This window comes from Bosea sp. 29B (assembly GCF_902506165.1).
GTDB lineage: Bacteria > Pseudomonadota > Alphaproteobacteria > Rhizobiales > Beijerinckiaceae > Allobosea.
Genome location: NZ_LR733817.1, coordinates 205,599 through 230,907, shown reverse-complemented (window position 1 = coordinate 230,907; position 25,309 = coordinate 205,599). Strand labels below are relative to the sequence as shown.

At 67.0% G+C, this 25,309-nt stretch carries 29 protein-coding genes; 25 read left to right on the top strand and 4 right to left on the bottom strand.

All coding sequences use genetic code 11. The features are described from left to right. The first annotated feature begins 57 nt into the window (after nt 1-57). The 5 genes from gap (at nt 58) to fba (ending at nt 4,590) form a co-directional block, all read left to right on the top strand. Complete coding sequence (gene gap / locus GV161_RS01225; RefSeq protein WP_152012219.1) at nt 58-1,068, top strand: type I glyceraldehyde-3-phosphate dehydrogenase; 1,011 nt, start codon at nt 58-60, stop codon at nt 1,066-1,068. A 71-nt stretch (nt 1,069-1,139) separates the two neighbouring features. Next, nucleotides 1,140-1,598: a hypothetical protein gene (locus tag GV161_RS01220; protein WP_152012220.1), complete on the top strand. Its 459-nt coding sequence runs from the start codon at nt 1,140-1,142 to the stop codon at nt 1,596-1,598. Further along, the gene (locus tag GV161_RS01215) at nt 1,595-2,164 is read left to right on the top strand and encodes a putative glycolipid-binding domain-containing protein (RefSeq protein WP_152012221.1); all 570 of its coding nucleotides are present in this window, start codon (nt 1,595-1,597) and stop codon (nt 2,162-2,164) included. The genes GV161_RS01220 and GV161_RS01215 overlap by 4 nt, the downstream gene beginning before the upstream one ends. Before the next feature lie 13 nt (nt 2,165-2,177). Further along, the gene (locus GV161_RS01210) at nt 2,178-3,371 is read left to right on the top strand and encodes a phosphoglycerate kinase (RefSeq protein ID WP_152012222.1); all 1,194 of its coding nucleotides are present in this window, start codon (nt 2,178-2,180) and stop codon (nt 3,369-3,371) included. Nucleotides 3,372-3,507: 136 nt separating this feature from the next. Next, the gene (gene fba / locus GV161_RS01205; RefSeq protein WP_152012223.1) at nt 3,508-4,590 is read left to right on the top strand and encodes a class II fructose-bisphosphate aldolase; all 1,083 of its coding nucleotides are present in this window, start codon (nt 3,508-3,510) and stop codon (nt 4,588-4,590) included. Nucleotides 4,591-4,698: 108 nt separating this feature from the next. On the opposite strand, the gene GV161_RS01200 is transcribed toward fba, so the two are convergent. After that, entirely contained in the window at nt 4,699-6,051 is a 1,353-nt protein-coding gene (locus GV161_RS01200; RefSeq protein ID WP_159650094.1) for a globin-coupled sensor protein, read from the bottom strand. Between the two features lie 176 nt (nt 6,052-6,227). Between GV161_RS01200 and GV161_RS01195 the strand changes: the two genes are divergently transcribed. Continuing rightward, a complete protein-coding gene (locus GV161_RS01195) occupies nt 6,228-6,974 on the top strand; it encodes a YebC/PmpR family DNA-binding transcriptional regulator (RefSeq protein WP_152012225.1) in 747 nt (248 codons plus the stop codon). 42 nt (nt 6,975-7,016) lie between these two features. On the opposite strand, the gene GV161_RS01190 is transcribed toward GV161_RS01195, so the two are convergent. Then, a complete protein-coding gene (locus GV161_RS01190) occupies nt 7,017-7,796 on the bottom strand; it encodes a sulfite exporter TauE/SafE family protein (protein ID WP_152012226.1) in 780 nt (259 codons plus the stop codon). 308 nt (nt 7,797-8,104) lie between these two features. Between GV161_RS01190 and GV161_RS01185 the strand changes: the two genes are divergently transcribed. Both GV161_RS01185 and ruvC read left to right on the top strand, forming a co-directional pair. Next, the gene (locus tag GV161_RS01185; protein WP_244623889.1) at nt 8,105-8,635 is read left to right on the top strand and encodes a hypothetical protein; all 531 of its coding nucleotides are present in this window, start codon (nt 8,105-8,107) and stop codon (nt 8,633-8,635) included. Nucleotides 8,636-8,739: 104 nt separating this feature from the next. Then, nucleotides 8,740-9,258 carry a crossover junction endodeoxyribonuclease RuvC gene (ruvC, locus tag GV161_RS01180; RefSeq protein ID WP_152012229.1) on the top strand — a complete coding sequence of 173 codons (519 nt, stop codon included), beginning with the start codon at nt 8,740-8,742 and terminating at the stop codon, nt 9,256-9,258. Here ruvC and GV161_RS01175 read toward each other — a convergent pair. After that, complete coding sequence (locus GV161_RS01175) at nt 9,240-10,451, bottom strand: FAD-binding oxidoreductase (protein WP_244623890.1); 1,212 nt, start codon at nt 10,449-10,451, stop codon at nt 9,240-9,242. The two genes, ruvC and GV161_RS01175, sit on opposite strands and share 19 nt — an antisense overlap. Before the next feature lie 91 nt (nt 10,452-10,542). On the opposite strand from GV161_RS01175, the gene ruvA reads away from it, so the two are divergent. The 9 genes from ruvA to GV161_RS01130 all read left to right on the top strand — a co-directional run bounded on the left by ruvA (nt 10,543) and on the right by GV161_RS01130 (nt 15,669). Beyond that, nucleotides 10,543-11,160 (top strand): Holliday junction branch migration protein RuvA, encoded by a 618-nt coding sequence (ruvA, locus tag GV161_RS01170; RefSeq protein WP_152012231.1) that lies wholly within the window; start codon nt 10,543-10,545, stop codon nt 11,158-11,160. Then, nucleotides 11,157-11,645, top strand: coding sequence for a GNAT family N-acetyltransferase (locus tag GV161_RS01165; RefSeq protein ID WP_152012232.1), 489 nt, complete (start codon nt 11,157-11,159; stop codon nt 11,643-11,645). The genes ruvA and GV161_RS01165 overlap by 4 nt, the downstream gene beginning before the upstream one ends. Nucleotides 11,646-11,668: 23 nt before the next feature. Next, complete coding sequence (gene ruvB / locus GV161_RS01160) at nt 11,669-12,691, top strand: Holliday junction branch migration DNA helicase RuvB (protein ID WP_152012487.1); 1,023 nt, start codon at nt 11,669-11,671, stop codon at nt 12,689-12,691. Between the two features lie 53 nt (nt 12,692-12,744). Then, nucleotides 12,745-13,011, top strand: a complete 267-nt coding sequence (locus GV161_RS01155; RefSeq protein WP_152012233.1) for a hypothetical protein — start codon at nt 12,745-12,747, stop codon at nt 13,009-13,011. After that, a complete protein-coding gene (locus GV161_RS01150) occupies nt 13,001-13,297 on the top strand; it encodes a type II toxin-antitoxin system RelE/ParE family toxin (RefSeq protein ID WP_152012234.1) in 297 nt (98 codons plus the stop codon). Before GV161_RS01155 ends, GV161_RS01150 begins: the two co-directional genes overlap by 11 nt. Nucleotides 13,298-13,299: 2 nt before the next feature. Next, complete coding sequence (locus GV161_RS01145) at nt 13,300-13,818, top strand: DUF3828 domain-containing protein (RefSeq protein WP_152012235.1); 519 nt, start codon at nt 13,300-13,302, stop codon at nt 13,816-13,818. Between the two features lie 80 nt (nt 13,819-13,898). Beyond that, nucleotides 13,899-14,306, top strand: coding sequence for a tol-pal system-associated acyl-CoA thioesterase (gene ybgC / locus GV161_RS01140; protein WP_152012236.1), 408 nt, complete (start codon nt 13,899-13,901; stop codon nt 14,304-14,306). Between the two features lie 55 nt (nt 14,307-14,361). Beyond that, a complete protein-coding gene (locus GV161_RS01135) occupies nt 14,362-15,009 on the top strand; it encodes a TetR/AcrR family transcriptional regulator (RefSeq protein ID WP_152012237.1) in 648 nt (215 codons plus the stop codon). Between the two features lie 207 nt (nt 15,010-15,216). After that, the gene (locus GV161_RS01130; RefSeq protein ID WP_152012238.1) at nt 15,217-15,669 is read left to right on the top strand and encodes a DUF2852 domain-containing protein; all 453 of its coding nucleotides are present in this window, start codon (nt 15,217-15,219) and stop codon (nt 15,667-15,669) included. Nucleotides 15,670-15,686: 17 nt separating this feature from the next. Here the strand turns inward: GV161_RS01130 and GV161_RS01125 are convergent, their stop codons facing one another. Next, nucleotides 15,687-16,400, bottom strand: a complete 714-nt coding sequence (locus GV161_RS01125; RefSeq protein WP_152012239.1) for a hypothetical protein — start codon at nt 16,398-16,400, stop codon at nt 15,687-15,689. 340 nt (nt 16,401-16,740) lie between these two features. Between GV161_RS01125 and tolQ the strand changes: the two genes are divergently transcribed. The 8 genes from tolQ (at nt 16,741) to ftsH (ending at nt 25,298) form a co-directional block, all read left to right on the top strand. Then, the gene (gene tolQ / locus GV161_RS01120) at nt 16,741-17,454 is read left to right on the top strand and encodes a protein TolQ (RefSeq protein WP_152012240.1); all 714 of its coding nucleotides are present in this window, start codon (nt 16,741-16,743) and stop codon (nt 17,452-17,454) included. Nucleotides 17,455-17,465: 11 nt separating this feature from the next. Next, nucleotides 17,466-17,915, top strand: a complete 450-nt coding sequence (gene tolR, locus GV161_RS01115; RefSeq protein WP_152012241.1) for a protein TolR — start codon at nt 17,466-17,468, stop codon at nt 17,913-17,915. A 46-nt stretch (nt 17,916-17,961) separates the two neighbouring features. After that, the gene (gene tolA / locus GV161_RS01110) at nt 17,962-19,083 is read left to right on the top strand and encodes a cell envelope integrity protein TolA (RefSeq protein WP_159650092.1); all 1,122 of its coding nucleotides are present in this window, start codon (nt 17,962-17,964) and stop codon (nt 19,081-19,083) included. A gap of 5 nt (nt 19,084-19,088) precedes the next feature. Next, nucleotides 19,089-20,441, top strand: coding sequence for a Tol-Pal system beta propeller repeat protein TolB (gene tolB, locus GV161_RS01105; protein ID WP_152012243.1), 1,353 nt, complete (start codon nt 19,089-19,091; stop codon nt 20,439-20,441). Between the two features lie 193 nt (nt 20,442-20,634). Next, on the top strand, nt 20,635-21,135 hold the full coding sequence (gene pal, locus GV161_RS01100; RefSeq protein WP_152012244.1) for a peptidoglycan-associated lipoprotein Pal: 501 nt from the start codon (nt 20,635-20,637) through the stop codon (nt 21,133-21,135). Between the two features lie 129 nt (nt 21,136-21,264). Continuing rightward, entirely contained in the window at nt 21,265-22,206 is a 942-nt protein-coding gene (gene ybgF, locus GV161_RS01095) for a tol-pal system protein YbgF (RefSeq protein WP_152012488.1), read from the top strand. Next, nucleotides 22,203-23,261 (top strand): tRNA lysidine(34) synthetase TilS, encoded by a 1,059-nt coding sequence (tilS, locus tag GV161_RS01090; protein ID WP_152012245.1) that lies wholly within the window; start codon nt 22,203-22,205, stop codon nt 23,259-23,261. Before ybgF ends, tilS begins: the two co-directional genes overlap by 4 nt. A gap of 111 nt (nt 23,262-23,372) precedes the next feature. Further along, the gene (ftsH, locus tag GV161_RS01085) at nt 23,373-25,298 is read left to right on the top strand and encodes an ATP-dependent zinc metalloprotease FtsH (RefSeq protein ID WP_152012246.1); all 1,926 of its coding nucleotides are present in this window, start codon (nt 23,373-23,375) and stop codon (nt 25,296-25,298) included. Nucleotides 25,299-25,309: the final 11 nt, after the last annotated feature.

The window sequence follows — 25,309 nt, the reverse complement described above, 5'->3', positions numbered from 1 at the left end:
GATTTGCCCGCGTGAATGACCCGGCCCTGCCGGTGAACGGCGAAGGAGAGGATTGAGATGACGGTCAAGGTGGCGATCAACGGCTTCGGCCGTATCGGGCGCAACGTTCTGCGCGCGATCATCGAGTCGAAGCGCAAGGACATCGAGGTCGTGGCGATCAACGATCTCGGCCCGGTCGAGACCAACGCCCATCTCTTCCGCTTCGACTCCGTGCATGGCCGCTTCCCCGGCACCGTCACGGTTTCCGGCGACACGATCGACGTCGGCCGCGGCCCGATCAAGGTGACCGCGATCCGCGATCCCAAGGATCTCCCGCACAAGGCGCTCGGCGTCGACATCGCGCTGGAATGCACCGGCATCTTCACCACCCGCGACAAGGCGGCGGCCCATCTCGCCGCCGGCGCCAAGCGCGTGCTGGTCTCGGCCCCCTGCGACGGCGCTGACCTGACCGTTGTCTTCGGCGTCAACAACGAGGCCCTGACCAAGGATCACATCGTCGTCTCGAACGCCTCCTGCACGACCAACTGCCTGGCCCCCGTGGTCCGGGTGCTGCATGACGCCGTCGGCATCGACAAGGGCTTCATGACCACGATCCACGCCTATACCGGCGACCAGCCGACGCTGGATACGATGCACAAGGATCTCTACCGCGGCCGCGCCGCCGCGATGTCGATGATCCCGACCTCGACCGGCGCCGCCAAGGCGATCGGCCTCGTCATTCCCGAGCTCAAGGGCCGGCTCGACGGCACCTCGATCCGCGTGCCGACGCCGAACGTCTCGGTCGTCGATTTCAAGTTCATCTCGAAGCGCAAGACCACGGTCGAGAAGATCAACGAGGCCATCATCAAGGCGAGCAAGCGCGGCGCCCTGAAGGGTATCCTCGCCGTCACCGACCAGCCCAACGTCTCGATCGACTTCAACCACGATCCGGCGTCGTCGACCTTCGCGCTCGACCAGACCAAGGTCCTGGACGAGAAGTTCGTCCGCATCCTCACCTGGTACGACAACGAGTGGGGCTTCTCGAACCGCATGAGCGACACTGCCGTCGCCATGGCGAAACTGATCTGACGCATACTCCCTTCGCAGCCGTGCCGGACTGGCGCGGCTGCGCCTAAAACTGCCGAGGAACGGACCGCGCAATGAACAAGATCGAGCCGACCGTCGCCACGTCGACCGTCGAGACCATCGCCGTGCCGCCGGCGCCCAGCATGGCCGAGATCGCTGCAGCGCGGACGACCGAGGCGAAGCCGGCCGAGCCGCTCGCGCCGAGCGATCCGCGCAAGCTCGACCAGCTCTCGCGGATCGAGGACAAGACGGCCCGGATCGAAGAGAAGTTCGCGCGCTACGAGGCGGTGCTGACCCGCGCCGAAGCCTCTTTGGAGCGCAGCGCCCAGAAGGTCGATCTCGCCGCTGGCACCATGGACTTCGCCGGCCTGCGCGAGGAGCTCTCGGCCCTGCGCCAGCGCGTCAATTCGACCCCGCGCTTCGGCGCGCTGCTGCTGACCGGCATCGTTACGGCGGTTCTGACCGTCATCCTGACGGTGATCGTGCTGAAGAGCGGCGTTCCCGGCGTTCTGCCGCCGATCCTGCCGCGATGAGCTTCCGCCCGGCCGCCGATCTCGCGGACGGGCGCAGTGTCCGCTGGCGGGCGCTGGAAGGCGACGGGCTTGAACATCTGACATTGCGCGCGCAGGCGGATGGCTTTCGCGCCGATGCCGCGCTGGTCGGTGAGCGCGAGGGGCGGCGCTTCGGCGCAAGCTATCGGATCGATTGCGCCGCCGATTTCACGGTGCGCTCCTTCGAGATCGCGACGACCGATGGCCGTGGTCTCGCGATGATGCGCCGAGACGGCGCCTGGCATGACGGCGAGCGTGGCCATCTGCCGGCCTTCGACGCCTGCGTCGACATCGACCTCTCCGCCACCCCCTTCACCAACACCTTGCCGATCCGCCGCTGCTCGTGGCAGCCGGGCCAGCAGCGCCGCATCGCCATGTTCTTCGTGCCGTTCGACAGCTTCGAGCCGTTCGTCACCGAGCAGATCTACACTTGCCTGGAGCCAAGGCTCTTCCGGTTCGAGACGGCCGATGGCAGTTTCACCGCCGAGCTCCCGGTCGACGAGGACGGCCTCGTCATGGATTATCCCTGTCTGTTCCAACGCCTGTAAGAGAGCGCCCTCCATGCCTGCTTTCCGCACCCTCGACGACGCCGATCTCGCCGGCAAGCGCGTCCTCGTCCGTGTCGACCTCAATGTGCCGACGGAGGAGGGCAGGGTCACCGACACCACCCGGATCGACCGGATCCTGCCGACGATCCGCGAGATCGCGCAGAAGGGCGGCAAGGTCATTCTGCTGGCGCATTTCGGCCGGCCGAAGGGGCGCGACGAGAAGAACAGCCTGCGGCAGGTCGTGCCGGCGCTGGCGCATGCGCTCGGCCAGCCGGTGATCTTCGTCGGCGACTGCATCGGCCAGGAGGCGCCGAAGGCGATCGCCGCCGCCAAGAACGGCGAGATCCTGCTGCTGGAGAACACCCGCTTCCACGCCGGCGACGAAAAGAACGACCCTGAGTTCGTCAAGGCGCTCGCCGCCAATGGCGATCTCTATGTCAACGACGCCTTTTCGGCCGCGCACCGCGCCCATGCCTCGACCGAAGGGCTGGCGCATCTGCTGCCGGCCTATGCCGGGCGCACCATGCAGGCCGAGCTGGAGGCGCTTTCCGCCGGTCTCGACAACCCGGCCCGGCCGGTGATGGCGATCGTCGGCGGCGCCAAGGTCTCGACCAAGCTCGAATTGCTGGGGAACCTCGTGCAGAAGGTCGATGTGCTCGTCATCGGCGGCGGCATGGCCAACACCTTCCTCGCCGCCCGCGGCGTCAATGTCGGCAAGTCGCTCTGCGAGCACGATCTCGCCGGTACCGCCCGCGAGATCGAGGCGAAGGCCAAGGCGGCCGGCTGCGAGATCATTCTGCCGGTCGATGCGTTGGTGGCGCGCGAATTCAAGGCCAATCCCGGCCATCGCGTCGTCTCGATTGGCGAAGTCGGGCCCGACGAGATGATCCTCGATGCCGGCCCGCTCAGCGTCGCCGAGGTCGTGCTCAAGCTCAACACCGTGAAGACCGTGGTCTGGAACGGGCCGTTCGGCGCCTTCGAGCTGCCGCCCTTCGACACGGCGACGGTCGCCGTGGCCAAAGCGGTGGCGGAGCGCGTCCGCGACGGCAGGCTCGTCGCGGTCGCCGGTGGCGGCGACACGGTTGCAGCGATGAACCATGCCGAGGTCGCCGAGGACCTCACTTATGTCTCGACCGCCGGCGGCGCCTTCCTCGAATGGATGGAAGGCAAGGCGCTGCCGGGCGTCGAGGCGTTGCGGAAGAGCTGAGCGAGAGGAGCGTGTCGGGGTGCTGAAAGCACCCGGCCGCTGATCGCGTTCACTTTTTTGGCCGGTTTCGCTTTGCGTCCGCCACAGTTCGATTCTAAACCCTCCGGATAAAGCAGAGCCCAACCGGAGGATCATCGTGGCCCGCATCACGCTTCGCCAATTGCTCGACCATGCCGCCGAGAACGACTACGGCGTTCCGGCCTTCAACATCAACAACATGGAGCAGGCGCTCGCGATCATGGCCGCGGCGGACGCGACGGACGCGCCGGTGATCATCCAGGCCTCGCGCGGGGCGCGCTCCTACGCCAACGACATCATGCTCAAGCACATGATGGACGCGGTCACCGAAATCTACCCGCACATCCCGGTCTGCGTGCATCTCGACCACGGCAACGAGCCGGCGACCTGCATGACCGCGATCCAGGCCGGCTTCACCTCGGTGATGATGGACGGCTCGCTCAAGGTCGACGGCAAGACCCCGGGAGACTGGGACTACAATGTCGGCGTGACCAGGCAGGTCACCGAGATGTCGCATCTCGGCGGCATTTCGGTCGAAGGCGAGCTCGGCGTGCTCGGCTCGCTCGAGAGCGGCGAGGGCGAGAAGGAGGACGGCCACGGCTTCGAGGGCAAGCTCAGCCATGACCAGCTCCTGACCAACCCCGACGAAGCCGTGAAGTTCGTCGCCGAGACCAAGGTCGACGCGCTCGCCATCGCCATGGGCACTTCGCACGGCGCCTACAAGTTCACGCGCAAGCCCGACGGCGCGATCCTCGCCATGCATGTCATCGAGGAGATCCACAAGAAGCTGCCGAACATGCATCTCGTCATGCACGGCTCCTCCTCGGTGCCGCAGGACCTGCAGGACGTGATCAACCAGTACGGCGGCAAGATGCCCCAGACCTGGGGCGTGCCGGTCGAGGAGATCCAGCGCGGCATCAAGCACGGCGTGCGCAAGATCAATATTGACACCGACAACCGGATGGCGATGACCGGCCAAATCCGCAAGATCCTGTCCGAGCACCCCGGCGAGTTCGATCCGCGCAAGTATCTGAAGCCGGCGATGGAGGCGATGACCGCGCTCTGCAAGAAGCGGTTGGAGGAGTTCAACACCGCCGGCCAGGCCTCGAAGATCAAGCGTGTGATCACGCTGGCCGACATGGCCAAGCGCTATGCCAAGGGCGAGCTCGACCCGACCTTCGGCGCCAAGAAGGCGGCGTGACGATCCTGTAGGCCGATACTCCGGCTTTCACAGAACAAGGACGCCCGGCTCAGGCCGGGCGTTTCTCGTTTCAGAAGGCGCCGGACAGGCCGGTGCGGCGCGTTCCGTTCAGGCGACGCGGTTCTGCCTGCTCAGATTCTCGAAGGCTTCGGTCAGGGTCCCGGCCCGCTGGGCCAGCGTCTGGGCGAGGCCGAGCATTTCGCCGACGCCGGCTCCGGCGGCCTGGGCAGAGTCGTTGACGCTGGCGATGGCTTGCGCGACCTCCTGCGTGCCCTGCGAGGCGAAGCTGATGCTGCGCGCGATCTCCTGGGTCGCCGCCCGCTGCTCGTCGACGGAGCTCGCGATCGTCAGTGTCGTCTGGTCCATGTCGCCGACGAAGCCGACGATGCTCTCGATCGCCTCGACGGCTTCCTGCGTCGCGGCCTGCATGGCCGGCACCTGGGCCGCGATCTCGTCGGTCGCCCTGGCGGTGCGCGCGGAGAGCTGCTTCACCTCCTGGGCGACGACCGCAAAGCCGCGCCCGGCCTCGCCGGCGCGGGCCGCCTCGATGGTCGCATTGAGTGCCAGCAGATTGGTCTGGGCGGCGATGTCGCGGATCAGGTCGACGATCGAGCCGATCGTCTGCGCCGACTGCGCCAGGCCCTTGACGATCGCTTCCGTTCGCAGCGCCGCGTTGCTGGCATGGTGAGCCTTGGTCGTGGCGCTGGCGACCTCCCCGGAAATCGCGCTGAGGGAGATGGAGAGCTCCTCGGTGGCGCTGGCGACGCTGCCGACATTGTCGGAGGCCTCATCCGAAGCCCGGGCGGCGGCGACGGCCTGCACGCCGGTCTCCCTGACGAGCCCGTTCATCGTATGGGCCATGTCCTCGACGATGCGGGCGCTGCCCGTCACGGCGCCGACGACCTCCCGGATCGTGACCTCGAAGGCCGAGATCTCGCGCCGGGTAATCTCGCGGCTCTCGCGCTGGACATGGGCATAGGTCTCGAGCAGCAGTTCGAGGTCGAGCTGCACAGCCTTGTTCAGGGCGGCGCGCAGGGCGATGCGCCGGTTGTATTCCTTGGCCTGCCAGACATGGCTGAGCTTGGCGAGGCCGTCGCGCAGCAGGCCGAGCTCGGCACCGATCGCGTTGCCGACGATCGCATGGCAGATCGCGACGGCATGGGCGGGGACGCCATTGTCGTTGAAGGCGCTGGCGAGGGCGCGTGCCGATTGCAGGTAGCCGTCCTCGAACTCGCCCGAGACCAGCCTGATCCAGTGCGCGAGCCTGAGCTCATGCACGTCCGGCCGCTGCATGGCGCTCAGGATCTCGGGCCACGCTTCGAAATGCGGGTGCAGTTCCGGCAACAGGGTGGGCAGGCGCTGGCGCGCGAAGTCCGCCTGCTGCCGCAGCTGGCCGATATCGGTGGCGTCGATCCGGAAGGTCCGCAGGCGCGCCGTATGCTCGACGATGGCGTTGGTCATGCGCGCTGTGTTCGATTCCGCTTGAGGTCCGACAGGGACATTGCGGACAGTTCGCCAACAAACGCTTAAGCATGGGGCCAAGAGCGGATAGGCTGGAAAGCCTGCGGCTGCGCTTGCCTCGCGCCGAGCCGGCTGAGTATAAGCCGGCCGGCGCATTACAGCGGAGATCAGGGCGTATGGCCGGCCATTCACAGTTCAAGAACATCATGCACCGCAAGGGCAAGCAGGACGCTGTGCGCTCCAAGCTGTTCTCGAAGCTGGCCCGTGAAATCACCGTCGCCGCCAAATTGGGCATGCCCGACCCGAACATGAATCCGCGTCTGCGCATGGCCGTGCTGGCGGCGCGGGCCGAGAACATGCCGAAGGACAATATCGAGCGCGCCATCAAGAAGGCGCTCGGTGGCGAGGGCGACAACTATGACGAGGTCCGCTACGAGGGCTATGGACCCGGCGGCACCGCCGTGATCGTCGAAGCGCTGACCGACAACCGCAACCGCACGGCCTCGGCGGTGCGCTCCTACTTCACCAAGTCCGGCGGAGCGATGGGCGAGAGCAATTCGGTCTCCTTCATGTTCAACCGCGTCGGTGAGATCAGCTATGCGCCGGAGGCCGGCGACGCCGACAAGGTGATGGAAGCCGCGATCGAGGCCGGCGCCGACGATGTGATCTCCGATGAGAACGGCCACACCATCCTGTGTGCCTTCGACGCTCTGAACGAGGTCTCCAAGGCTCTCGAAGCTTCGCTCGGAGCGCCGGCTTCGGCCAAGCCGGTCTGGCGGCCGACCACGACGGCGCCGCTCGACGAAGAGAAGGCGGCGTCGATGATGAAGCTGATGGAAGCGCTCGACAATGACGACGACGTCCAGAATGTCTTCGCCAATTTCGAGATCGCCGACGACATCATGGCCAAGCTCGGCGGCTGAGGCCGTTCTGCCGTCATGCTCAGCCCGAGCATGACGGCCTTGCTACCGCCCGATCAGCCCGTCCCAGATCGGCAGGCTGACGAGCGCGCTCAGGAAGATCGTCAGATAGGCGATACGGCGGAAGGTCTGCTCGGAGGCGATGCCGAAGGCATGTGTGCCGAGCCAGAGGCCGATGCCGTAGATCGCAAAGAGCGGTAGCGCCATCAGCGCCGAGGCGAGCGTGATGATGCCCTTCAGCGCCAGGATCGCGCCGCTGACAAAGGTGCTGAGGCCGATATAGGTCTGGAGGTTGGCGCGGGTCTTGTGCCGGTCGTTGCGCTGGGCGCCGAGCCAGAACACTGCGAGCGGCATGCCGCCGATGCTGGCGAGGCCATTGCACAGGCCCGACGCCGCGCCGACCCCGAGCGAGAGCGGGATGCCCGGCTTGCCGTGATAGCGCCAGCCCGAGGCCATCAGGCCGACCGCCGTCAGCACGAGCAGCGCCAGGATCCAGCGCATCGTTTCCCGATCAAGCCAGGTCAGCAGCGCGATGCCGACCGGCAGGGTCAGTGTCGCGGCGATCAGCAGCGGGATGACCTCGCCCCACTCCGCGCGCTTTGCCGCCCTGAACCCGATGGGCAGGGCAAAGGGCATGTCGATCACCCAGATCAGTCCGAGCGCCGCGACCGGACCGAGCACGAGCGAGGCGAGCGGCATGAACACCATGGCGAAGCCGAAGCCGGTGAAGCCACGCACCAGCCCGCCGAGAAAGGTCGCGACGAGGAGGATGGCGATGCCCTGGAGCGTGACACCGGGAAAGAGCAGGGGAAGGAGATCGGTCATCACGCCGCCGGAGAAGGATTTTCTTTCCTTCACGCAAGCAGCGAAGCGATCAACCCCCGTTGCAGTGATGACAGTGATGATTCCCGTTCATCGATGCCTCGACTGCGTCTCCGTCTTTCGCTCTGCTTCCCGGTTGGACGGGCTCTTGTGCGAGGGTGGATGGCCGGCGCGGCGGTGGCAATACCTTACGAAACTTTAATGGGGCCCATCATCTCGCGTTCATCTTGGCGGTCCTAGCGTCCTCTCGCCGCGTGACCTCCCGGAATGTCCCGCCAGGCCGACGCAGCGCCCACCCGGCCCCATAGGGGATGACGCTCATGACACGCACCAGATTCGCGCTTGCCGCCGGCCTTCTCGCGCTCAGCGGCGGTTTCATGTTGCAGACATCGTCGCCGGCGCTCGCGCTGACGATGAAGGAGTGCAGCACCAAGTATAATGCCGCCAAGACGGGCAACACGCTCGGCGGCCAGTCCTGGAACGATTTCCGCAAGGCGCAATGCGGCGATGCCGCTGCCCCCGCTGCGGCGACCCCCGCCGCGACGGCGGCTCCGGCAACGGCCGCCCCGGCCAAGCCGGTCGCCGTGGCCCCCGCGGCTGCGGCCAAGCCCGCGGCCAGCGCTCCTGCCGCTGCCGCCAAGTCTGTCGCAGCCGGCAATGTTGTGTTCCCGAACAAGGTCGATCCGAAGTACTCGACGCTCTCGGCTGGCAAGCAGCGCTTCAAGACCTGCAACGACCAGTACGACGCCAACAAGGCCAATGGCGGCAATGGCGAGCTGAAATGGATCCAGAAGGGTGGCGGCTATTACAGCCAGTGCAATACCCGGCTGAAGGGCGCCTAAGCGCCAATTTCGATCCGTACCGCGAAAAGGGGGGCCGGGCTTCAGCCCGGTCCTGCATCAATCGACTGGATGCGCCGGGGTGCGATCGGGCATAGCGTTCGCGCATGTCCGATCCGATTCGCATTCTCGGCCTCGATCCCGGTCTCAGGAAGACCGGCTGGGGCCTCATCATCAGCGAGGGGACGAAGCTGTCCTTCGTCGCCTGCGGTGTGGTCGAAAGCGACGAGAAGCAGCCCTTGGCCGATCGTCTCAGGCAATTGCACGAGGGCATCGCCGACGTGATCGCGCGGCATCAGCCGCAGGAGGTCGCAGTCGAGGAGACCTTCGTCAACCGCGACCCGCAATCGGCGCTGAAGCTCGGACAGGCACGCGGCATCGCGCTGGTCGTGCCGGCGCTGGCCGGGCTCGACGTCGCCGAATACGCCGCCAATCTGGTGAAGAAGACCGTGGTGGGCGTCGGCCATGCCGACAAGAAGCAGGTGCAGGCGATGATCCGCGTGCTGCTGCCCAGGGCAGAGACGCGCAGCGCCGACGCGGCGGACGCTCTTGCCGTCGCGATCTGCCATGCCCAGCACCGCGGCGCCCGGGCGCTGCTGGCACAATATCAGCTGCGGAAGGCGTAGAGCTCGGCGTCGGGGTCGCCCTTGCCGGTGAGACCGGCGCGGACGATCTCGGCGCCGACGCGGCTATAGGTGATGCCGTTGCCGCCGAAGCCCATCACCGTCCAGCAGTTCTTGAGGCCAGGCATCGGACCGATGGTCGGCAGCCCGGTGGTCGAGGCGCCGAATGTGCCGGTCCAGCTGTAATCCGCCTCGGTCGATACCTCAGGCAGGAGCTTGCCGAGCTTGCGCTGCAGGGCCGCGACCTTCTGTCCGAGCAGTGCATCGCGCTTATCCTCGTCGACGAAATCCTCGTCCTCGCCGCCGCAGATGATGCGGCCGTCCCGGGTCGTACGAAGATAGAGATAGGGGTCGGAGGCCTCCCAGATGAAGCAGCATCGCGGCCAGAGGCTGCCTTTCTGCGGCGCGGTGGCGAGCGCCCAGGTCGAGAGCACGCCGTGCCCTTTCGGCATCTCGCCGAACGGCAGTTCGTAGCCAGTGCAGAAGATCAGGTGGCGGCAGCGGATGCGGTGGCCGTCCTTGGTGCGCAAGCTGACCGAGCGCGGGCTGGCGTCGAGATCGACGATCTCGACAGGCCAGGCGATGCGGGCACCGCGGGCGACCGCGGCGCGAAGGAACCCGGTGGCGAGCACGACCGGATCGGCTTCCAGATTGTCGTAGCCCAGCAAGGCCGCATCGCGATCGATGCCGAAGTCCTCCTTCAGCGCGGCGGCATCGAGCAGGGCCGTTTCCAACCCGGCGCGGCGGCGCGCCTCATGCTCGCGACCGAGCCCTTCGGCATCCAGCACGTCGCCGGCCAGGTAGAGCGAGTCGCGACGGATGACGGGCGCGATCGACAGCGCCCTGATCCGCGCTCCGAGCCCATCGACGGCGAGGCGTGAGCGGCGCCAGGCGCGGATGGCCGCTTCCTCGCCGATCTGGCGCGTCAATTTTATCAGGGGCTGGTCGACCTCGAATTGCAGCAGGGCGGTGCTCGCAGGCGTCGAGCCGCGCACGGGGCCGCGGCGGTCGACGACGAGGACGCTGAAGCCCGCTTCGCTCAGCATGTCGGCCTGCATCGCGCCGGAGATGCCGGCGCCGATGATCACGACGTCGCTCTCCGTGTCCGCCGTGATGTCTTGCTTGGGGAAGCGCGGTGGTCGCTCGCCCTGCCAGACCGAGCGACCGGTCCGCAGGTCTCGTTGTTTCGTCAGCACGTTCCAGAGCCCTCCATGTCGCGGTGGAGAACGCGCGGCCACCCTGATTGATCCGGTCTGGCGGCCGGCTGCCGCCGTGCTAACAGGAGGCATGATCGGAAAGCTCAAGGGCCTCATCGATTCGTATGGCGAGGACCATGTCATCGTCGACGTGCAGGGCGTCGGCTATGTCGTGCAATGCTCGTCGCGCACGCTGCAGCGCCTGCCCAAGATCGGCGAGGCGGCGGCGCTGTCGATCGAGACGCATGTCCGCGAGGACGCGATCCGGCTCTACGGCTTCATGTCGGATAATGAGCGCGACTGGTTCCGGCTGATGCAGATGGTGCAGGGCGTCGGCGCCAAGGTGGCGCTCGCCATCCTCTCGACGCTCGAGCCCGGCGCGCTCGCGACCGCGATCGCAACCAACGACAAGACTGCGGTGGCGCGCGCGCCCGGCGTCGGCCCCAAGCTCGCCCAGCGCATCTGCGCCGAGCTCAAGGACAAGGCGCCCGCTTTCGGCCATGTCGACCCGGCGCTGGCGCAGCTCTCCGGCGCGCTCGAGGACAAGCGGCTGCCGCAGCCGGTGGCGGACGCCGTCTCGGCGCTCACCAATCTCGGCTATCCTCAGGCGCAGGCTGTTGCGGCGGTCGCGGCCGCCTCGCGTGAGGCAGGGGAGGGCGCCGGCACGGCGCAACTGATCCGGCTCGGCCTGAAGGAGCTGGCGAAATGAGCAAGGGACCGACGGTGATCTTCCGCGAGATCGCCGACAAGTCGACCTTCCTCGCGCTGATGATGCGGCACTGGGGCTCGCATCGCATGATGATCGGCTCGAAGCTCTATGATTGCGCCGAGCTGCCCCTGATCGGCATGTTCACGGCCGAGGGCGAATTGCTGGCGGTGGCGAGCTGGGCCCGTGACGGCGATATCGCGGTGCTGTGCGCCCTGCACTCCCTCAAGGAAGGGGAGGGTGCGGCCTCGCGCATGCTGGAAGCAGTGAAGGCAGCGGCCAAGGCGGCCGGCGCGCGCAAGCTCAGAGCGATGCTGACCAATGACAATATGCCGGCCCTGATCTTCTACCAGAAGCATGGCTTCCGCTTCTCGGGCCTCTATATCGAAGCGATCGACGCCTATCGCGCGATGGTTCCGACGATCATCAAGACCGGCTACCAGGACATTCCGGTGCATGACGCGCTGGAGCTGGAGATCGAGTTGTGAGCGAGCCGAAGCGTCCCGGCCTGATGACGGCGGACAAGCGCGACGACGACAGCGAGGCGTCGCTGCGGCCGCTGTCGCTCGCCGATTTCACCGGGCAGGCGGCGGCTCGCGCCAATCTCCAGGTCTTCATCAACGCCGCCCGCACGCGCGGCGACGCGCTCGACCATGTGCTGTTCGTCGGGCCTCCGGGGCTGGGCAAGACCACGCTGGCGCAGATCGTGGCGCGCGAGCTCGGCGTCAGCTTCCGCTCGACCTCGGGGCCGGTGATCGCCAAGGCCGGCGACCTTGCGGCGCAGCTGACCAATCTCGAAGAGCGCGACGTGCTCTTCATCGACGAGATCCACCGCCTCAACCCGGCGGTGGAGGAAATCCTCTATCCGGCGATGGAGGACTACCAGCTCGACCTGATCATCGGCGAGGGGCCGGCGGCGCGCTCGGTCAAGATCGACCTGCCGAAGTTCACGCTGGTCGGCGCCACCACCCGCGCCGGCCTGCTGACGACGCCGCTGCGCGATCGCTTCGGCATCCCGATCCGGTTGCAGTTCTACACGGTCGAGGAATTGCAGGGCATCGTCGCGCGCGGCGCGCGGGTGCTTGGCGTACCGATGTCCGATGACGGGGCGAACGAGATCGCCCGTCGTGCGCGCGGTACGCCACGCATCGCTGGCCGGCTGTTGCGGCGCGTGCGCGACTTCGCCATCGTCGACGGGGATGCGATCGTCACCCGCAAGGTCGCCGACAAGGCGCTCGGCCTGCTCGATGTCGACGCCATCGGCCTCGACCAGATGGACCGGCGCTACCTGACGACGGTGGCGATCAATTTCGGCGGCGGCCCGGTCGGGATCGAGACCATCGCCGCTTCGCTCTCCGAGCCGCGCGATGCGATCGAGGAGATCATCGAGCCCTTCCTGCTGCAGCAGGGCTTCATCCAGCGTACGCCGCGTGGGCGGCTGCTGACACCGCATGCCTTCCGGCATCTCGGCATGCCCGAGCCGAACCGGGAGGGCGCGCAGTTCGGCCTGTTCGGGGACGGGGACGAGGACTAAGCTTTGGTCCGTCGCATCCGGCTGCTAACATGCAGGCAGCGAGAGGACGTTTCATGACCCTGAGGCTGCCGAAAGATATCGACGCCCTCGTGCAGGCGCGGGCGGATGCCGGCGGGTTCGCAACTGCGGAGGAGGTGCTCCGCGATGCCATGCGGCCATGGCTGGAGGCTGAGCAAAAGCGGCAGGAGAGCCTGCGCCTGATCCGGGAGAAGATCGCTCAGGGCGATACCGACCCGAGCGATATCGGCGCAGCCGAGGTCTCGGCCAGGTTGGACCGTATTGCGGCCTCGATCGCCAAAACCGCCCCCGATGCGGCTTGAGCTGGTCTATTCGGCATCTGCTCTCTCTGATCTCGAAGCGATCCTGCTCTATATTGCGCTCGACAATCCTCGTGCGGCCCGGCAGTGGGTGGCCGATATCGAAAAGCGTTGCGAGCTGCTCTGCGAGTTTCCCGAATTGGGCGTGGAGCGGGACGACCTCGTTTCGGGAATCCGGATATTTCCCTATCGACGGGCCGTGATCGCCTACCGTATTCAGATGACGCGGATCAGGATCGTGCGTGTCTTCTATGGCGGACAGGATTACGCGACTCTGATGGATATTTAGAGATGCACAGGCACTTGCCGCTCCGCACGATGATCATCTCCCTCGGGTTGTTGCATGTCGCAGCAGGCTTTGCCGCCGAGCCCACGCCCGATGCCACCGTGCGCAAGGCCTATGCGGTCACGCAGAAGACACTGGATGGTGGCGGTGAGCCGCCCTGGCGGCCGCCGCATCGCGACGCGCTGATGAGCAAGAGCCTGGCGGCGCTGTTCGCCCGTGACGATCGCTATCAGGACGAGAGCGGTGATATCGGCCATATCGGTGCCGATCCGTTCATCCAGGGGCAGGACGGCGAGGTGAAGAGCCTCAAGGTCACGGTCACGCAGGCACCGGCCGGCGGCAAGGCCTTGGTGACCGCGAGCTTCCGCAGCTTCGGCAAGGCCATGTCCGTGCCGTTCCGCATGGTCGAGGAGGGCGGAGGCTGGCGCATCGACGATATCGGTACTGGCAAGAACTCGGTCCGCCGCGATCTGTCGCAGCCCTATGATTGCGGCTCGTTCATGGGCAAGCCCTGCAAGCGCTGAGTGGCGCGAGGCTCCCGCGAGGTTGTCCGGCTGGCGCGCGGCAGTCTAGAACGCCCGCGCCAACTTGCAGAAGGATGACCATGGCCGACGCTCATGCGATCTCAGTCCGAGTCTATTACGAGGACACCGATTTCTCCGGCGTCGTCTACCACGCCTCCTATCTGCGCTTCATGGAGCGCGGTCGCACCGAGCTGATCCGCGACCTCGGAATTGAGCAGCGCGAGCTCTTCGACGGCGACGCGGCGCTCGGCTTCGCAGTCAGGCGCATGCTGATCGATTTCGTCAGGCCGGCGGTGATGGACGATCTCCTGACCATCGAGACCAAGCCGACTTTGGCACGCGGCGCGACGATGGAACTCGACCAGCGCATCCTGCGCGGCGAGGAGGTGCTGGTGACGGCGCAGGTCAAGGTCGCCTGCGTCGGCGGCGGCAAGGCGCGGCGCATCCCCGACGTCCTAAGGCATCGCCTGGGTCTCGAAATCCTCTGATCGCTCGTGCGCGCTGGCATCGACGCTGGTGGGTCGCCATGTTAGGGCCCGTAACATGAGCTGGAAACGCAACGAGCCCGAGCAGCCGCGGGGATACCACCACGGCAATCTCAAGGAGGCGCTGGTCCGCGCCGCCCTCGGCCTGATCGGCGAGAAGGGCCCCAACGGCTTTACCTTCGCCGAGGCCGCTCGCATGGCCGGCGTCAGCCCGGCGGCGCCTTATCGCCACTATCGCGACCGCGACGAACTGCTGGCCGATGTCGCGGTCCACGGCTTTGCCGCCTTCGAGGCTGCGCTCGCCAAGGCCTGGGACAATGGCCGGCCCGATCCGGAGACGGCCTTCCACCGTCTCGGCCGGGCCTATCTCGCCTTCGCCCATGACCAGCCGGCCTTCTATTCGGCGATGTTCGAGGCTGGGGTGCCGCTCGATGCCAGTCCCGAACTGCGCGCCGCCGCCGATCGCTCCTTCCAGCAATTGCGTCAGGCGGCGGAGACGCTGATCGCGGCGCTGCCGCAGGGCAAGCGCCCGCCGGCGCTGATGATGGCGCTGCACATCTGGGCGATGTCGCATGGCGTCGCGGCGCTGTTCGGTCGCGCCGATGCCGGCCGGCGGCCGTTGCCAATGTCGGCGTCCGACCTGCTCGAAGCGGGAATGCTGATCTATCTCAAGGGCCTGGGCCTGCCACCCGATCAGCAGACCTGATCTCACTTCGAAATTTTTGACGTCGCCGTCTTGAAAGCCTTGGCAGTTGCGGCCAGATATGTGAATGTGATTTACATTCACACGGTCGGCGAGGGCCGGATCCGATCAGGCTGATCGGCGAATCCGTCCCTCTCTCCAAGACGGAGTCGATCGGGAGGTTGGCCGGCAGCGGCATCCGCCGCTGCCCTTCGAGTTCGAGAGGGATCGATGCCGATCGTCGCGAAGCTTGACGAATATGGAAAGGGAGCCTGGATCGCCTTCGCGGTGCTCGGCTTCATCATCTTCTGGCCGCTGGGTCTGGCGACCCTGGCCTTTCTTTTCTGGAGTGGACGCATGGGACATGGTTGCGGACCAGCTCGCTACGAGCACCGGATGAATCGCCTGCAGGACAAGATGGAGCGCCTGCGCGAGCGCATGGGCGGGGCCCAGCAGTGGGGCCGTAGCGGCTTCGGTGGCGGCTGGGGCCGTGGCCCGTCGTCGAGCGGCAACCGCGCCTTCGACGAGTACCGCGATGAGACGCTGCGTCGTCTCGAGGACGAGCAGCGCGAGTTCCACGATTTCCTCGGCCGGCTGCGCATGGCCAAGGACAAGGCCGAGTTCGACGAGTTCATGAATACGCGCCGCCCCAGCACTGGCACGGATACTGTCGAAAGCGCCTGATCGCCCCTTTTTAGGAGCTATCGACCGTCGGCGGCCCGCTTCCTCACGGAGGCGGGCCGTTGCCGTTTTTCCACGGCAGCCGAGGCGCGCGGCGACGCCGGCGTCTTCTTGTTGGTGGTCACGAAGAAGATCACGATGGTGAGAGCGGACGTCAGCGAAGCCAGGATCGCAGTGATCTGGGCTTTCAGGCTTTCGATCTTGGCGACACGTCCCACAATGACGTTGTGACGCAGCTGGAGCGCGGTCAGTCGCTCGCTCGCCTCCAGTACCATCGCGTTCTCCATCGCCTGGATGCTCTGGACCGTCCCGGCGTCGCTGTAGTCCTGATCGACGAGGGCGTCATAGGGCGCCATCCGGCTCTGCCAGTCCTGCGGATGGACGATCGCCGCCATGCGGCGCACCGCCTGCTTGGCATTTAGCCGGAACAGCCGGTCGAGCAGATATTTGTACTGCATGTCGGCCTGCGAGCCGTTCAGCACCAGGAGCAGGGCGCCGCGCCCGAGCTGCAAGGTCTCGAAGCTCTTCACCTGGCCGTCCAGCGCGCCGAGGTCGCGGGTGACGGCATCGCGCTCTTCGGTGAAGCGGGCGCTGCGCCGGTCGAGCGAGTTCGATATGGCGAAGGTCGCGATCGAGGACAGGATCGCCGGCGAGGCGATCAGGACCGCGCTGAGCGTCGTGCGATTCCAGACATAGGTCCGGGCCTGGCCCGCCAGCCATTCGCCAAACCGCATCGCCCCCAACCCCCGGTCGCCGCTGCGTCGCCCGCCGACGGCCGCAAGGCCGTCATAACGCGATGTTAACCATGCAGGCCCTTAACCTTGACGGTGACTTAACGGGACACAAGGCCTTTGGCGCACGGGAACATCGCCGTTTGGCCCATCTTTCGCCGAATTCAGCGGTAATTGGTGTCAGTGGCATATCCCCGGAGCGCAGAAACGGGCGGCGGCGCGAGCTTCGCGGCGCGAAGAACAGGCTGCGCGGGGCCGCACTCGGTTTCGCGTCGGCCAGAGCCGCATTTGATCAGGCCGTGACGGCCTGTTCGGTACGGGCTCGAGAGAGAAGGATGACAGGATGAACCCCGCCGTGGAGATCGCGCAGGCCGCGCCGCAGATCGACATGTCGTTCTGGACGCTGTTCTGGCACGCCCATATCGTCGTCAAGCTGGTGATGATGGGTCTGCTGGCCGCGTCGATCTGGTGCTGGTCGATCATCATCGACAAAACCTTGCTCTACCGCCGCACGCGCCAGGACATGGACGCGTTCGAGGAGGTGTTCTGGTCGGGGCGCTCGCTCGAAGAGCTCTATCGCGACCTCTCCAACCGCCCGGTCAACGACATGGCCGCCGTCTTCGTCGCGGCGATGCGCGAATGGAAGCGCTCGTTCGAGAATGGCGGGCGCTCGGTCGCGAGCCTGTCGGCCCGCATCGACAAGGTGCTCGACGTCACCATCCAGCGCGAGGCCGAGCGGCTCGAGTCGAAGCTGCTCGTGCTCTCGACCATCGCCTCCTCGGCGCCCTTCATCGGCCTGTTCGGCACGGTCTGGGGCATCATGACCTCGTTCACCGCGATCGCGGTCTCGAAGAACTCCTCCCTCGCCGTCGTCGCCCCCGGCATTGCTGAAGCGCTGTTCGCCACCGCGATCGGCCTGTTCGCCGCGATTCCCGCGCTGATGGCCTATAACAAGTTGCAGGCCGAGGTCGCCAAGGCGCAGAACCGGCTCGAGGCCTTCGCCGACGAATTCTCCGCGATCCTGTCGCGGCAGATCGACGAACGTCTGGCGGCGTGAGGGCTTAGACAATGGGCATGTCAGCCGCAGCCGGCGGGAAGGCCGGGGGACGCCGTGGGCGTCGTCCGCGCCGTCACGGAGCCATCGCCGAGATCAACATGACGCCGTTCATCGACGTCATGCTGGTGCTGCTGATCATCTTCATGGTCGCTGCGCCGCTGATCGCGACCGGCGTGCCGATCGACCTGCCGCAGACCGGCGCCAAGCCGATCAATGTCGATCAGAAGCCGATCACCATCGCCATCGACGAGAAGGGCCAGATCTTCCTGCAGGACCAGCCGACGCTCGAGCCCGATCTGGTGCAGAAGCTGCAAGGCCTCGCCAAGCAGGGTTTCGAGGACCGGATCTATGTGCGCGGCCACAAGCAGGTCGACTATGGCCGCGTCGCCTCGGTGATGGCGACGATCACCAGCGCCGGCTTCAAGCGCGTGGCGCTGGTCACCGAGCCGAATTCGCATTGAACGAGAAGGTGCCGTCGCGTTGATGCTTTCGCGCTCAGAGCCGGGCTTGGCGGTTTCCGCCCTGGGCCACGCGACCGTCCTGGTCGCGGGGTTGCTGGCCTTTGCCGGTGCGACGCCGCTGCCCGAGCATCAGGAGGCGATCGCCGTCGAGGTGATCGATCCGTCGGCGCTGAACCAGGTCACCCGGGGCGAGCGCCAGGCCGAGAAGGTGCAGGAGAAGCCGCAGCAGCGGGCTGAGCGTCAGTCCGAGATCGTCGAGCGCAAGGAAGCGGGCGAGGCCAAGCAGGATACGCCTGCGCCGCCCTCGCGGCCGCCCGAGCTCAAGGTCGCCGACGACAATGCCGCTGCGCCGCTGCCGCCTGCTCGTCCGACCCCGAAGCCGACGCCGCCGGCCGAGCCGGTGAAGCAGCCGCCGCAGAAATCCGAGCAGGCGGCCGCCCAGGAAGCCGAGCAGCGCCGCGAGGAATTGGCAAAGCTCGCCGAGGAGGCGGAACTCGAGCGCAAGGCCAAGCAGGCCGAGCAGGAGGCCAAGGCCGCCGCCAAGGCGAAGGCCGAAGCGGAGGCGCAGGCGCGTGCCTTGGCGGCCTTGGCCGCCAAGGAGAAGGCATTGGCGGAAGCCAAGGCAAAGGCGGAGGCTGAAGCCAAGGCCAAGATCGCCGCCGAGGCCAAGGCGAAGCGCGAGGCGGAAGCCAAGGCGAAGCGCGAGGCCGAGATCGCCAAGAATTTCAACCCGAACGACATCGCGAAGCTCTTGCAATCGAAGGAGCAGGCGCAGTCCTCGGGATCGAGTGCGCCGCAGATCAACCGTACCGCCTCGCTTGGCACCCAGACCGGCTCCGCGCAGAAGCTTTCGCCGTCGCTGCGAACCCAGCTGATGGGCATTATCCAGGAACAGCTGCAGAAGTGCTGGAACGTGCCGATCGCGCTGCAGAGCGCCTCGAAGCCGGTGGTGCCGCAGGTGCGCATGAAGCTCAACACCGACGGCTCGCTGATCGGCCAGGCGAGCGTGACCAATTCCTCGTCGGACCCGCTCTTCCGGGTCGCGGCGGATTCGGCGCTGACGGCGACGCGCCGCTGCTCGCCGCTGCGCATTCCCGCGCAATTTGCCGCATATTACGACGATTGGCGCGACGTCATCGTGAATTTCGACGCCAGGGACGTGCTGTGACCGCCATGGACCGCATTGATCATTCCACCAATCGCCGGGCTCCCGGGCCGACCCGCCGCCATGCGCTCGCGCTGGCCGGCGCGGGACTGGCCTTGCCGGCTTTGCTCCCCACGCCCGCGCTTGCCGAGCTGGTGATCGACCTGCGCAAGGGCACCTTCCAGCCGATGCCGATCGCGGTTGCCGATTTCGCCGGCGAAGGCGGCGGGCTGGTCTCCGGCATCATCGCCAACAACCTGAAGCGCTGCGGTTATTTCGTGCCGATCGAGAAGGCGCGGCATCCCGAGAAGAACCCGCCCTTCGACGCGGCGCCGCAATTCGAGGCGTGGAAGGCGGCCGGCGTACAGGCGCTGGTGATCGGCCGGGTCTCGCGCGACGGCGGCCGGCTCAAGGCCGAGTTCCGGCTCTGGGACGTGGTCGCCGGCCAGCAGATCGACGGCCAGCAATATTTCACCGACCCGAACAATTCCCGCCGGGTCGGCCACATCATCTCCGATGCGATCTTCACCAAGATCACCGGCGTCGGCGGCTTCTTCGACACCCGCGTCGTCTTCGTCGACGAATCCGGCTCGAAGGAGGCCCGGCGCAAGCGCCTGGCCATCATGGACCAGGACGGCGCCAATGTGCGCTACCTGACCGATGGCGCGACTTCGGTGGTGACGCCGCGCTACTCGCCGGTGGCCCAGGAGGTGACTTACATGGCACAGCGCACCGGCGAGCAGCCGCGCGTCCATGTCCTCAACATCGAGACCGGCCAGCGTCAGGTCGTCGGCAACTTCCCCGACATGACCACGAGCCCGCGCTTCTCGCCGAACGGCGCGCGCATCGCGCTCAGCCTGCAACAAGGTGGCAATGCCAATCTCTATGCGATCGACATCGGCTCGCGCACCACGCAGCGGCTGACCTCGACGGCAGCGATCGACACCTCGCCGTCCTATGCGCCCGATGGATCGCAGATCGTCTTCGAGAGCGACCGGGGCGGCTCGCAGCAGCTTTATGTGATGGGCGCCGGCGGCGGCGAGGGCAAGCGCATCTCCTTCGGCCAGGGCTCTTATTCGCAGCCGTCCTGGTCGCCGCGCGGCGACCTCATCGCCTTCACCCGCCAGGGTGGCGGCACCTTCGGGATCGGCGTGATGAAGCCCGACGGCTCGGGCGAGCGCATCCTGACCGAGAGCTTCCACAACGAGGCGCCGAACTGGGCTCCGAACGGCCAGTACATCATGTTCTTCCGGGATCCCGGTGGGCAGTCCGGCGGCAAGCTCTACATGGTCGACATCACCGGCAGGGTCGAGGTGCCGGTGCCGACGCCGTCCTTTGCCTCCGATCCGACCTGGTCGCCACTGCTGACGGCGGCGCGCTAGCGCGTGCCGCGCTGATGCAGGAATGCAACATCATCGAACCGTCGGGTTCCGGCCATATTTGGTTAACCATAAGCCGCAATGCCGCCACTTCGCCTTGTTCTGGCAAGGTCTCGTTTAGGTTGACACTTCATTGATGGTGGACCGCGTGACGCCGCCCGGCGCGCTCCGCGTCCGAAATTCGGAGAGAATTGACATGCTCGCCTCCTTTGCCGCCAGCGCCCGCACCGTGCGCATCGCCGCCGCCCTGATGGGTGCGCTCGCCCTCGGCGCATGCGCCAAGGACCAGAACGCCGACGGCTTCGGTGCCGGCGGCGCCGCCACCCCGGGCAGCGCCCAGGACTTCGTGGTCAATGTCGGCGACCGCGTCTTCTTCGAGACCGACTCGACCGATCTGACGCCGACCGCGGTCGCGACCCTCGACAAGCAGTCGGGCTGGCTGCAGCGCTATCCGCGCTACACCTTCACGATCGAAGGTCATGCCGACGAGCGCGGCACCCGCGAGTACAACTATTCGCTCGGCGCCCGCCGCGCCCAGACGGTCCGGGACTATCTCGCCTCGCGCGGCATCCCGAGCAACCGCATCCGCACCATCTCCTACGGCAAGGAGCGGCCGGTCGCCGTCTGCAACGACATCTCCTGCTGGTCGCAGAACCGGCGCGCCGTGACGGTGCTCGACGGCGCCGGCGGCGTCTGAACCGGACAGCTTGATAAACGCTTGACGTGGCCGGCGCTTACCGCAAGGAAAGCGCCGGCTTTTCCATATTTTGGCCGCGGTATTCGCGTGTGATAAGAACAGTCCCCGGGGCGATGCGGTTTGCCTGACATGATCTTTGCGACGATTTCGATTCCGAGCCTGAAGCGGCTCTCGCTGCGGCATGCCCTGCTTGCAGGTTTTTCGCTGCTGGCGATCGGCTTGACGCAGCCTGCCGCCGCGCAGGATGCGGCCGATCTCGTGGTCCGTACGAGCCGGCTCGAGAACCAGCTGCGCCAGCTCTCCGGCCAGATCGAACAACTCCAGTTCGAGAACCGGCGCCTGACCGAACAGCTGCGCAAGATGCAGGAAGATGTCGACTTCCGCTTCTCCGAGCGCGGCGGGCAGCGTGGCGGCGCAGCAGCTGCGCCCGCGCCGCAGACGCCCCGTCCGGCAGCCCCCCAGCCGGCGCCCGGCCGCGAGCGCCGCGGCGATGCCTTCGATCCCGCCGCCCAGCCGGGAGCCGCTGGCGGGCCGCGCCAGCTTGGCCAGATCATTGACGAGGAGTTCGCCGGCGACCAGGGGCAGGGTCCGATGGACCTCTCCAGCGTCGGGCGCCCGGCTCCGGGAGGGGCGCTGCCGCCAGCGGCGGCGCAGGGCACCAGCGTCGCCGCGACCGGACAGGCGGCCAGCCCGCGCGAGCTCTACGACCTCGCCTATGCGCATGTGCTGCGCAAGGAGTACGAGCGCGCCGAGATGAGCTTCCGCGAGTTCCTGCAGAGCTATCCGCGCGATCGTCTGGCGGCCGACGCCACCTTCTGGCTGGGCGAGAGCTATTACCAGCGTCGGCGCTATCGCGAGGCAGCCGAGCAGTTCCTGAAGATCTCGCGCGATTTTCCGAAAGCCGGTAAGGGCGCCGACAGCCTGCTCAAGCTCGGCATGTCCTTGAACGGGCTCGGTGCGCGTGACCAGGCCTGCGCCACCTTCGCCAAGGTCGGCGTCGATTATCCCGCCGCCTCGAATGCGGTGCGCCAGGGTGTCGAGCGCGAGCGGCAGCGCGCCCGCTGCGCTTGACCGCGGCGCCCGCAGCTCCTGCCGAATCCGAGCCGCTGACGGCGGCTGAAGCCGGTGCCCTGTTCCGCCTGCTCGCCAACGAGGACGCGCTCATCGTTGCAGTGTCCGGCGGGCCGGATTCCATTGCTCTCCTAGCCCTCCTGGCCGAATGGAGCGGGCGAGGCCGTCCGCGGCTCCTGGCGGTCACCATCGATCACGCCCTGCGCCCAGAGGCGGCGCAGGAGGCGATGATGGTCGGCGAGCTGTGTGCGAAGCTTGGCGTCGAGCATCGTACGCGGCGCTGGCAGGGCCCGAAACCGCAGGCCGGAGTGCAGGAGAAGGCGCGCGCGGCGCGCTATGCGCTGCTGGCGGAGGAGGCGAGGGTGCCGGGCGCCACCGCGATCGTCACCGCGCACACGGCGGACGACCAGGCCGAGACCCTGCTGATGCGCATGGCGGCGGGCTCCGGTCTCGCCGGCCTGGCCGGGATGGCGCCGCGCAGCGCGGTGAACGGGATCGTGCTGGCGAGGCCGCTGCTCGGGATCGCGAAATCCCGGCTGGTCGCGACCTGCGAGGCGCGAGGGCTCGCCTTCATCCGCGATCCGTCCAATGACGATCCGCGTTTCGCCCGCATCCGCTGGCGCGGACTATTGCCGACCCTGGGCCGTGAAGGACTGACCGCCCTGCGCCTCGGCCAGCTTGCGCATCGGCTGGCGCGGGCCGACGAGGCGCTCGACAGATTGGCGGCGCGTGCCCTGGCGAGCGTGCCGGCCGGGGATGAGAACGGCAAGCGCTGGTTCGATTTCGCGCGGCTCTGCCCGGAGCCCGAGGAGATCGTTATCCGGAGCCTGGGGCTCGCACTTGCCGCGGCGCAGGATGGCGAAGCGCAAGCCGGTGTGCCGCTGCGTCTGGCGCGGCTCGAGGATTGCGCGAAGGTGCTGATCGCCGCGGCGCGCGAGGGCAGGGCGCTGCGGCGCACGCTTGGCGGCTTTCGTCTGTCGCTGGCCGGCGATGGCGTTTTGACGCTGATGCGCGAAGGCGAGAGGCGCCGGGGCGTTCACCCTGCGACGGTATAACCCTAAGAAGGGTCAGGCTTCCCTTGGCAAGGGGGCATGGCGGCCCTAGATTAAGCAGCGAAAACCACAGGCTCGCGCGGCAATCCCGCCGGCGAGCGGATCGGAACCGTAATGAATCCGAACTTCCGCAATTTCGCCCTCTGGGTGGTGATCTTCCTGCTGGTCCTGGCGCTGGTCACCTTGTTCCAGAGCCCGAGCCAGCGTGCCAGCACCAATGAAATCCCCTTCAGCCAGCTGATCAACGAGTCCGAGGCCGGCCGTATCGCCAATGTCGTGGTGGCCGGACCCGAGATCACTGGCACGTTCACGGACGGCCGCAACTTCGTCGCCTATGCGCCGTACAACGACCCGCAGCTCGTCCGGACGCTGGCGCAGAAGGGCGTGCAGGTCTCGGCCCGCGCCCCGTCCGAGGGCACGCCCTGGTTCATGGCGCTGCTGGTCAATTCGCTGCCCTTCGTGATCTTCATCGGCCTGTGGATCTTCATGTCCCGCCAGATGCAGAACGGCGCCGGCCGGGCGATGGGCTTCGGCAAGTCCAAGGCGAAGCTCCTCACCGAGGCCCATGGCCGCGTCACCTTCGAGGACGTCGCCGGCATCGACGAGGCCAAGGAAGACCTGCAGGAGATCGTCGAGTTCCTGCGCGATCCGCAGAAGTTCCAGCGCCTGGGCGGGCGGATTCCGCGCGGCGTGCTGCTGGTCGGCCCTCCCGGCACCGGCAAGACCTTGACCGCGCGCGCCGTCGCCGGTGAGGCGAATGTGCCGTTCTTCACCATCTCGGGCTCCGACTTCGTCGAGATGTTCGTCGGCGTCGGTGCCAGCCGCGTGCGCGACATGTTCGAGCAGGCCAAGAAGAACGCACCCTGCATCATCTTCATCGACGAGATCGACGCGGTCGGCCGCCATCGCGGCGCCGGCCTCGGCGGCGGCAATGACGAGCGCGAGCAGACGCTGAACCAGCTCCTGGTCGAGATGGACGGCTTCGAGCCGAACGAGGGCGTGATCATCATCGCCGCGACCAACCGTCCGGACGTGCTCGACCCGGCGCTGCTGCGTCCCGGCCGCTTCGATCGCCAGATCGTCGTGCCGAACCCGGATGTCGCCGGCCGCGAGAAGATTCTGCGCGTCCATGTGCGCAAGGTCCCGCTCGCTCCGGACGTCGATCTCAAGGTGCTGGCCCGTGGCACGCCCGGCTTCTCCGGCGCCGACCTGATGAACCTCGTCAACGAGGGCGCCCTGCTCGCTGCCCGCCGTGGCAAGCGCATGGTCACCCATGCCGAGTTCGAGGACGCCAAGGACAAGGTCATGATGGGCGCCGAGCGCAAATCCATGGCGATGTCCGAAGAGGAGAAGAAGCTGACCGCCTATCACGAGGCCGGTCATGCCATCGTCGGCCTCTATGTCCCGGCCGGCATCCCTGTCCACAAGGCGACGATCATCCCGCGTGGCCGTGCGCTCGGCATGGTCAAGTTCCTGCCCGAGGGCGATCGCTACTCGATGAAGTTCAAGGAGTTCACCTCGCAGCTCGCGGTCGCCATGGGCGGACGCGTGGCGGAAGAGATGACTTTCGGCATGGAGAACGTGACCTCCGGCGCGACGGGCGATATCCAGCAGGCGACAAAGATGGCCAAGGCCATGGTCACCCAGATGGGCTATTCCAAGGAACTCGGCATGGTCGCCTATGGCGACAATCAGGAAGAGGTCTTCCTTGGCATGTCTATGGGCCGGACGCAGAGCCTGTCGGAGGCAACCGCGCAGAAGATCGATTCCGAGGTGCGCAAGCTGGTCCATCAGGGCTATCTCGACGCCACGGCGATCCTGACCGAACACCACGAGCAGTTTGTCGCGGTGGCCGAGGCGCTGCTCGAGTTCGAGACGCTGACCGGCGACGAGATCCGCGACCTGATCGCGGGCAAGCGCCCCTCGCGCGACGACGCCGACACGCCGCATGCGCCGCGTGGCTCGGCCGTGCCGAGCGCCGGCAAGGGCCGCAAGCGCGACGAGCCGGATGCCGGGCTGGAGCCGCAGCCGCTGGCCTGACGGCGCGACCA